Source organism: Tatumella sp. JGM94 (genome assembly GCF_018257595.1).
GTDB lineage: Bacteria > Pseudomonadota > Gammaproteobacteria > Enterobacterales > Enterobacteriaceae > Tatumella > Tatumella punctata.
On sequence record NZ_JAERJN010000030.1, the window covers coordinates 19,169 to 28,314 of the forward strand.

The following is a 9,146-nucleotide window of genomic DNA, read 5'->3' on the forward strand; positions in this document are numbered from 1 at the left end:
CTTACTCGTCTTCCAGCTCGATGTTAATACCCAGCGAGCGGATCTCTTTCAACAGTACGTTGAAGGATTCCGGCATGCCTGGTTCCATCTGATGGTTACCGTCAACAATGTTTTTATACATCTTGGTACGGCCATTAACGTCATCAGACTTCACAGTCAGCATTTCCTGCAGGGTATAAGCAGCACCGTATGCTTCCAGTGCCCACACTTCCATCTCACCGAATCGCTGACCACCGAACTGAGCTTTACCACCCAGCGGCTGCTGAGTTACAAGGCTGTAAGAACCGGTAGAACGCGCATGCATTTTGTCATCGACCAGGTGGTTCAGTTTCAGCATATACATGTAACCTACGGTTACCTGACGCTCAAACTGCTCACCGGTACGACCATCAAACAGAGTGATCTGACCGGAGGTAGGAATACCCCCCAGAGTCAGCAACTCTTTAATTTCACTTTCTTTAGCACCGTCGAAGACCGGGGTCGCAATTGGCATCCCTTTCTTCAGGTTCTCTGCCAGACGCATAACTTCGTCGTCAGAGAAAGTGTTCAGGTCAACGGTCTGACGGGTATCAGAACCCAGGTCATAAGCACGCTGAATAAACTCACGCAGTCTGGCGACATCCTGCTGTTGTTTCAGCATGGCATTGATCTTGTCACCAATACCTTTTGCTGCCATTCCGAGGTGAGTTTCCAGGATCTGACCGATGTTCATACGCGATGGTACGCCCAGCGGGTTCAGTACGATGTCAACCGGCGTTCCGTTTTCATCGTAAGGCATATCTTCGATCGGGTTGATCTTAGAGATAACACCTTTGTTACCATGACGACCCGCCATTTTATCACCAGGCTGGATCTGACGTTTTACCGCCAGGTAAACCTTAACGATTTTCAGCACACCTGGTGCCAGATCATCGCCCTGGGTGATTTTACGGCGTTTAGCTTCAAGTTTTTTCTCAAACTCGCGCTTCAGCTCATCGTATTGCTCTGCCAGCTGTTCCAACTGATTTTGTTTTTCTTCATCAGTCAGTCCCAGCTCCAGCCAGCGTTCACGTGGTAACTTGTCCAGCTTATCAGCTTCAACACCACCGCTGGTCAGTACCGTATAAATACGGGTAAACAGACCGGCTTCGAGGATCTGCAGTTCTTCAGTCAGGTCTTTTTTCGCCTGCTTCAGCTGCATTTCTTCGATTTCGAGTGCACGTTTGTCTTTTTCAACACCGTCACGGGTAAAGACCTGAACATCAATAACGGTACCGGAAACACCATTTGGTACACGCAGAGAAGAATCTTTAACATCAGATGCCTTCTCACCGAAGATCGCGCGCAGCAGTTTCTCTTCCGGAGTCAGCTGTGTTTCGCCTTTTGGCGTCACTTTACCGACCAGAATATCACCACCGGTAACTTCGGCGCCGATGTAAACAATACCGGATTCATCCAGTTTAGACAGTGCAGCTTCACCGACATTCGGGATATCTGCGGTAATCTCTTCCGGCCCCAGCTTGGTGTCACGTGACACACAGGCCTGTTCCTGAATATGGATAGTGGTGAAACGGTCTTCCTGAACCACACGCTCTGAAACGAGGATGGAGTCTTCGAAGTTATAACCATTCCATGGCATAAATGCCACGCGCATGTTCTGACCCAGAGCCAGTTCGCCCAGATCAGTAGACGGACCGTCAGCCAGTACATCACCACGTTCGATCGGTTCACCCAGGTTGACACACGGCATCTGGTTGATACAGGTGTTCTGGTTAGAACGGGTGTATTTGGTCAGGTTATAAATATCAATGCCTGCTTCGCCGGCATACATCTCGTCTTCGTTAACTTTGATAACGATACGTGATGCATCAACGTACTGGACTGTACCACCACGTTTCGCAACCGCAGTAACACCGGAGTCTACCGCTACCGCACGTTCCATACCGGTACCAACCAGCGGCTTATCAGCACGCAGAGTAGGAACCGCCTGACGTTGCATGTTTGCACCCATCAGTGCACGGTTAGCATCATCGTGTTCCAGGAATGGAATCAGAGACGCACCGACAGAAACAACCTGCTGGGTAGAAACGTCCATATAGTCAACCTGATCACGGCTGAACAGGCTGGACTCACCTTTGTTACGACAAGTGACCAGGTCATCAACAAACTGACCGTCATCATCGAGGTTGGTGTTCGCCTGCGCGATAACGAAGTTACCTTCTTCAATCGCGGACAGGTAATGAATTTCGTCAGTCACCTGGCTGTCAATAACACGGCGATACGGGGTTTCCAGGAAACCGTACTCATTGGTCTGTGCATAAACAGATAAAGAGTTGATCAGACCGATGTTCGGACCTTCCGGCGTTTCGATAGGACATACACGACCGTAGTGCGTCGGGTGTACGTCTCGCACTTCAAAGCCTGCACGTTCACGAGTCAGACCACCCGGGCCGAGTGCAGAAATACGACGTTTGTGCGTAATTTCAGACAGCGGGTTGTTCTGGTCCATAAACTGAGACAGCTGGCTGGAACCGAAGAACTCTTTAACGGCAGCAGAAATCGGTTTCGCGTTGATCATGTCCTGAGGCATCAGGGTATCCAGATCACCTAATGACAGACGCTCTTTAACCGCACGCTCAACACGTACCAGACCGACACGGAACTGGTTTTCAGCCATTTCGCCGACTGAACGAATACGACGGTTGCCAAGGTGGTCAATATCATCCACTTCGCCAATACCGTTACGGATATCGATCAGCTTCTTCATTACCTGGATGATGTCATCGTGGCTCAGGATACCAGCGCCTTCGATTTCATCACGTAACAGGGAACGGTTGAACTTCATACGACCAACCGCAGACAGATCATAACGATCTTCTGAGAAGAACAGGTTCTCAAACAGGTTCTCTGCCGCTTCACGCGTTGGTGGCTCACCAGGACGCATCATACGGTAGATTTCAACTAAGGCGCTCAGGCGGTCATTAGTCGGGTCAACACGCAGTGTTTCAGAGATATAAGGACCGTGGTCCAGATCATTGGTGAACAGCGTTTCAATACGCTTATGACCAGCCTGGCTCAGCTTAGCCAGCAGGTCCATGGATAATTCCATGTTCGCCGCAATAATCAGCTCACCGGTGCTCTCGTCGATGTAATCACGCGCCACAACTTTACCGGCAATATATTCAACCGGAACTTCGATGTGCTGGACATTATCTTTTTCCAGCTGGCGGATATGACGGGCAGTAATACGGCGGCCTTTTTCGACATAGACAGTACCATTTGACTCAATGTCAAAAGAGGCTGTCTCGCCACGCAGACGCTCAGGGACCAGTGCCATCTGCAGCTTATTATCGCGGATTTCATAAACGACTTTATCAAAGAACAGATCGATGATTTGCTCAGTGGTGTAGTTTAATGCACGCAGGATAATAGTGGCCGGCAGTTTACGACGACGGTCAATACGGACAAACAGGTTGTCCTTCGGGTCGAACTCAAAATCAAGCCATGAACCACGGTAAGGAATAATACGCGCGTTATACAGGACTTTACCGGAAGAGTGTGTTTTACCCTTGTCGCTGTCAAAGAACACGCCCGGGCTACGGTGCAGCTGAGAAACGATAACACGCTCTGTACCGTTGATAACAAAGGTACCGTTATCGGTCATGAGCGGAATTTCGCCCATGTAGACTTCTTGTTCTTTAATGTCTTTTACGGTCCCTTCCGGCGCTTCGCGCTCGTAGATGACCAGACGTAATTTTACGCGCAGTGGTGCAGAGAACGTCACCCCACGGATCTGACATTCTTTTACATCAAATACAGGCTCACCCAGACGGTAGCTGACGTATTGCAGCTCAGAGTTACCGCTGTAGCTCTGGATTGGGAAAACGGAACGGAATGCTGCTTCCAGTCCATATTGGCCTTCCGGGTCTTGCTCGATAAACTTCTGGAACGAGTCAAGCTGGATAGATAGGAGATAAGGTATGTCCAGTACTTGCGGACGTTTACCAAAATCCTTACGAATACGTTTTTTCTCGGTATAGGAGTAAACCATTAGGGTTCCTCAGCTCGCTGACAAGTCGAACCACGCTGTCCGTCCTGAAGGACAGTTCATGCAACATTATTATGCTTTGACCATGAGATGTGCCCACGGTGCAATACGTCTTTCTATCACTCTTAAATCATTTCATCGCTCTGGTAAGGCAGGGAACCCCACGGGAAAGCAGTATATTAAGGCGTCGATAGAAAAAGATATTGTAGAAGCCCTGTGGACAAACAATGCGAAACCCCACAGAGTCTCTTTTAGCGCAAAAAGGCTGGTGACTATTATAGTCACCAGCCATCAGTCTGCAACTTTCTCAGACTGCAACCCAGAGGGTTGTCTTATTTGATTTCAACTTCAGCGCCAGCTTCTTTCAGAGCAGCTTCAAGTGCAGCTGCGTCGTCTTTGCTGATTGCTTCTTTGATTGCTGCCGGTGCAGATTCAACCAGGTCTTTAGCTTCTTTCAGGCCCAGACCAGTTGCGCCACGAACGGCTTTGATTACTGCGACTTTGTTAGCGCCAACAGCTTTCAGTACTACGTCGAACTCAGTTTTTTCTTCAGCAGCTTCAGCCGGGCCAGCAGCAACAGCTACAGCAGCAGCAGCAGAAACACCGAATTTTTCTTCCATTGCAGAAACCAGTTCAACTACTTCCATTACGGACATAGCTGCAACAGCTTCCAGGATTTGGTCTTTAGTGATAGACATAACAATTGTTCCTAAAAATCAGAATAAGTTTATACGTAAGCAGCGAGATTAAAAGTGCAATTAAGCAGCTTCTTTTGCATCGCGTACAGCGGCCAGAGTACGAACCAGTTTGCCGGCAGCGGCTTCTTTCATGGTCGACATCAGACGTGCCAGTGCTTCTTCGTAAGTCGGCAGCGTTGCCAGACGGTCAATTTGAGCGGCTGGGATCAGCTCACCTTCAAAGGCTGCAGCTTTAACCTCGAATTTTGCATTCGCTTTCGCGAAATCTTTGAACAGACGAGCAGCAGCGCCCGGGTGTTCCATAGAGTATGCAATCAAGGTCGGACCAACAAACGTGTCTTTCAGGCACTCAAACTGAGAACCTTCAACAACGCGGCGCAGCAGGGTGTTACGAACAACACGCATGTATACGCCAGCTTCACGACCTGCTTTACGCAGTTCAGTCATTTTATCTACGGTAACGCCACGGGAATCCGCAACAACCGCAGACAGCGCGCCTTTGGCTACTTCGCTGACTTCAGCAACAATCGCTTGTTTGTCTTGAAGATTTAATGCCATTAGCTTGTGCTCCTGGATTATTTTAGTCCGGAAAGTTACCTTTCCGGAACTCACTTCACCTGCCGGTTAATACTGACAGGCGCTAAACACGGTGAGCAGAATCCAGAAAAGAATATTTTCTTCGGGCTCTCTCACCGTCTACGCAGGGAATTAAGTGCTCCCCCCGGCCAGCAGAAAAATCTTCTGTCCGGAATGACCACACCTGCGGTCTTGGACGGAGGCCTGGATAAGGCCAGGCTCCAACCGAAAATTCTTACCCGGGGAATAAACTTCCCCGCGGTGTCTTCCCAAAGGAAGAATGGGCGAAAATTCTAGGTGAAAATTTCGCCCGCGTCAAGCAAGTACTTAAGCAGTCGCAGTGCTCAGACCAGCCTGATCGATAGCAACACCTGCACCCATGGTAGTGGACAGGCTGACTTTCTTGATATACACGCCTTTGGCTGACGTTGGTTTTGCTTTTTTCAGCGCAACCAGCAGAGCTTCCAGGTTTTCTTTCAGTTTGTCAGCATCAAAGTCAACTTTACCGATGGTGGTATGGATGATGCCATTTTTGTCGTTACGGTAACGAACCTGACCCGCTTTAGCATTTTTCACTGCTTCAGCAACGTTAGGAGTTACAGTACCCACTTTCGGGTTTGGCATCAGGCCACGCGGACCCAGAACCTGGCCTAACTGACCAACTACGCGCATTGCATCCGGAGAAGCAATAACAACGTCAAAGTTCATTTCGCCTTTTTTGATCTGATCAGCCAGATCTTCCATACCTACCAGTTCAGCACCAGCGGCTTTGGCAGCTTCAGCGTTTGCACCCTGAGCGAAGACAGCAACGCGAACGCTACGGCCGGTACCATGTGGAAGAACAGTCGCGCCACGCACGTTCTGGTCTGATTTACGAGCATCAATGCCGAGGTTTACAGAAACATCAACACTTTCAACAAATTTAGCGGTTGCCAGCTCTTTCAGCAGTGCGACAGCTTCGTTGATCTCGTACTGCTTGGTGACGTCAACTTTGTCACGGATTACGCGCATGCGCTTGGTAAGCTTAGTCATTTATTAATCCTCTACTACCAGGCCCATGGAGATCGCAGTACCTTCGATAGAACGAGTCATCGCATCTAAGTCTGCACCAGTCATGTCCGCTGCTTTAGTTGTTGCAATTTCCTGCAGCTGAGCACGTGTTACTTTACCTACTTTGTCTTTGTTCGGTTTACCTGAACCAGACTTGATACCCGCCGCTTTCTTCAGCAGAACTGCTGCAGGAGGCGTTTTGGTAACGAAGGTGAAAGAACGGTCGCTGTATACGGTAATAACAACCGGCGTTGGCAGACCTTTTTCCAGGCTTTCTGTTTTTGCGTTAAACGCTTTACAGAATTCCATGATGTTAACACCCTGCTGACCCAGCGCCGGACCAACCGGTGGGCTTGGGTTAGCCATGCCGGCTGCAACCTGCAGCTTGACATAAGCTTGTACTTTCTTAGCCATGATATTTCCTCTATTGGGTATAACGCCTTAGTTAAGGCTTCCCGTGATAATTATTTTACACGCACCAGGCATGTAAAAACAAAAGGCGCGAAATTATAGGTCAATTTCGCGCCTTTTGCAATACACCCAACCACAAACTGTGATTAGCCTTTTTCTACCTGACCGAAATCAAGCTCAACCGGGGTTGCACGACCAAAGATAGAAACAGAGACTTTCAGGCGGCTTTTTTCATAATCCACTTCTTCAACCACACCGTTAAAGTCAGCAAACGGACCATCGCTGACGCGTACCATTTCACCCGGCTCAAACATGGTTTTAGGACGTGGCTTATCGCCTGCCTGTTGCAGACGATTCATAATCGCGTCGACTTCTTTGTCGCTGATAGGTGCAGGACGGTCAGATGTACCGCCAATGAAGCCCATAACACGAGGTACACTGCGTACCAGGTGCCAGCTTGCATCTTCCATAACCATTTGTACCAGCACATAACCCGGGAAGAATTTGCGCTCGCTTTTGCGACGCTGTCCGCCACGGATTTCAACGATCTCTTCGGTCGGCACCATAACGTCGCCGAACAGGTCTTCCATATTGTGCAGTTTAATATGCTCACGCAGTGAAACTGCTACGCGGCCTTCGAAACCGGAAAACGCCTGCACGACGTACCAGCGTTTTTTTGGAGCTTCAGACATCTCAGAACCTCAGTCCAGTGATAAACGATACCAGACGGACCAGAATACCATCCAGCCCCCACAAAATCAGTGACATTACGGCGGTAACCGCAGCAACGATTAACGTGGTCTGCAACGTTTCCTGACGAGTCGGCCAAATGACCTTGCGCACTTCAGTTCTGGCTTCACGGGCAAATGCAACCGCCGCCTTACCTTTCGTTGTCAACAGAGCTATCGCTCCGGCGACCGCAATAATGATAACCACGGCAAGAGCACGTAAAGGTAAGTTCACGTTGCGATAATAATAATTGCCGACAATAGCCGCAATTATCAGGACAGCAACGGCCAGCCACTTCACTGCTTCCGGGCCGCGCCCGCTCCTCTGAGCTTCGGTATTTGCACTCATAAACCAACCTGCCAGAATAATCCAGAAACCATTAAACCCCGCATGGCGAGGTATCCAAACCAGAAATACTTTGCAGCACCCCTGGTATCTTACGCCAAACCAGAGCCTGTCTCAGCAATGATTTACACAAAAAAAATCACTGATGAGTCAGGTTCTATGTTTCGGCGTGCAAAAAGGGCATCAAATGATGCCCTTTCCATGTACATGCCGTCAAATATTATCGGTTATTAAGCGATAACTTTAGCAACAACACCAGCACCTACAGTACGACCACCTTCACGGATTGCGAAACGCAGACCGTCATCCATCGCGATTGGGTGGATCAGGGTAACAACCATTTTGATGTTGTCGCCTGGCATTACCATCTCTACGCCTTCCGGCAGTTCGATGGTACCGGTCACGTCAGTTGTACGGAAGTAGAACTGTGGACGGTAGCCTTTGAAGAACGGAGTATGACGGCCGCCTTCGTCTTTCGACAGGATATAAACTTCTGATTCGAACTGAGTGTGTGGCTTGATTGAACCTGGTTTTGCCAGGACCTGACCACGTTCGATTTCTTCACGTTTAATACCACGCAGCAGAACGCCAACGTTCTCACCCGCCTGACCCTGGTCCAGCAGTTTACGGAACATTTCAACACCGGTACAGGTTGATTTCGCAGTATCTTTGATACCAACGATTTCAACTTCTTCACCGACTTTGATGATTCCGCGCTCTACACGACCGGTAACGACTGTACCACGACCGGAGATTGAGAATACGTCTTCGATTGGCAGCAGGAATGGCAGGTCGATTGCACGCTCTGGCTCAGGAATGTAAGAATCCAGGAAGCCAGCCAGCTCCAGGATTTTTTCTTCCCATGCTGCGTCGCCTTCCAGTGCTTTCAGCGCTGAACCGCGTACGATTGGCGTATCGTCGCCAGGGAAGTCGTACTGTGACAGCAGGTCACGGACTTCCATTTCTACCAGTTCCAGCAGCTCTTCATCATCAACCATGTCACATTTGTTCAGGAACACGATGATGTAAGGAACGCCTACCTGGCGGCCCAGCAGGATGTGCTCACGGGTCTGAGGCATAGGGCCGTCAGTTGCAGCAACAACCAGGATTGCACCGTCCATCTGTGCAGCACCGGTGATCATGTTTTTAACGTAGTCGGCGTGGCCCGGGCAGTCAACGTGTGCATAGTGACGGGTCGGGGTTTCGTATTCTACGTGTGAAGTATTGATGGTAATACCACGTGCTTTTTCTTCTGGCGCGTTATCGATCTGCGCGAAGTCACGAGCTGCACCGCCGTAGTGTTTAGCCAG

At 49.5% G+C, this 9,146-nt stretch carries 8 protein-coding genes; all 8 read right to left on the minus strand.

Annotated elements, in window-relative coordinates; genetic code table 11:
- Position 1: 1 nt before the first annotated feature.
- Positions 2-4,030 carry a DNA-directed RNA polymerase subunit beta gene (gene rpoB, locus JK216_RS16130; protein WP_212709407.1) on the minus strand — a complete coding sequence of 1,343 codons (4,029 nt, stop codon included), beginning with the start codon at positions 4,028-4,030 and terminating at the stop codon, positions 2-4.
- Between the two features lie 329 nt (positions 4,031-4,359).
- Positions 4,360-4,725, minus strand: a complete 366-nt coding sequence (gene rplL / locus JK216_RS16135) for a 50S ribosomal protein L7/L12 (protein ID WP_212709406.1) — start codon at positions 4,723-4,725, stop codon at positions 4,360-4,362.
- Positions 4,726-4,785: 60 nt separating this feature from the next.
- Positions 4,786-5,283: a 50S ribosomal protein L10 gene (gene rplJ, locus JK216_RS16140; protein ID WP_212709405.1), complete on the minus strand. Its 498-nt coding sequence runs from the start codon at positions 5,281-5,283 to the stop codon at positions 4,786-4,788.
- Between the two features lie 345 nt (positions 5,284-5,628).
- On the minus strand, positions 5,629-6,333 hold the full coding sequence (gene rplA / locus JK216_RS16145; RefSeq protein WP_212709404.1) for a 50S ribosomal protein L1: 705 nt from the start codon (positions 6,331-6,333) through the stop codon (positions 5,629-5,631).
- Positions 6,334-6,336: 3 nt separating this feature from the next.
- Entirely contained in the window at positions 6,337-6,765 is a 429-nt protein-coding gene (gene rplK, locus JK216_RS16150) for a 50S ribosomal protein L11 (RefSeq protein WP_212709403.1), read from the minus strand.
- Between the two features lie 143 nt (positions 6,766-6,908).
- On the minus strand, positions 6,909-7,454 hold the full coding sequence (nusG, locus tag JK216_RS16155; protein ID WP_212709402.1) for a transcription termination/antitermination protein NusG: 546 nt from the start codon (positions 7,452-7,454) through the stop codon (positions 6,909-6,911).
- 1 nt (position 7,455) lies between these two features.
- Positions 7,456-7,839, minus strand: a complete 384-nt coding sequence (gene secE, locus JK216_RS16160) for a preprotein translocase subunit SecE (RefSeq protein ID WP_212710955.1) — start codon at positions 7,837-7,839, stop codon at positions 7,456-7,458.
- Positions 7,840-8,066: 227 nt separating this feature from the next.
- On the minus strand, positions 8,067-9,146 hold a 1,080-nt coding region (gene tuf, locus JK216_RS16165; protein WP_212715389.1), incomplete at its 5' end, for an elongation factor Tu.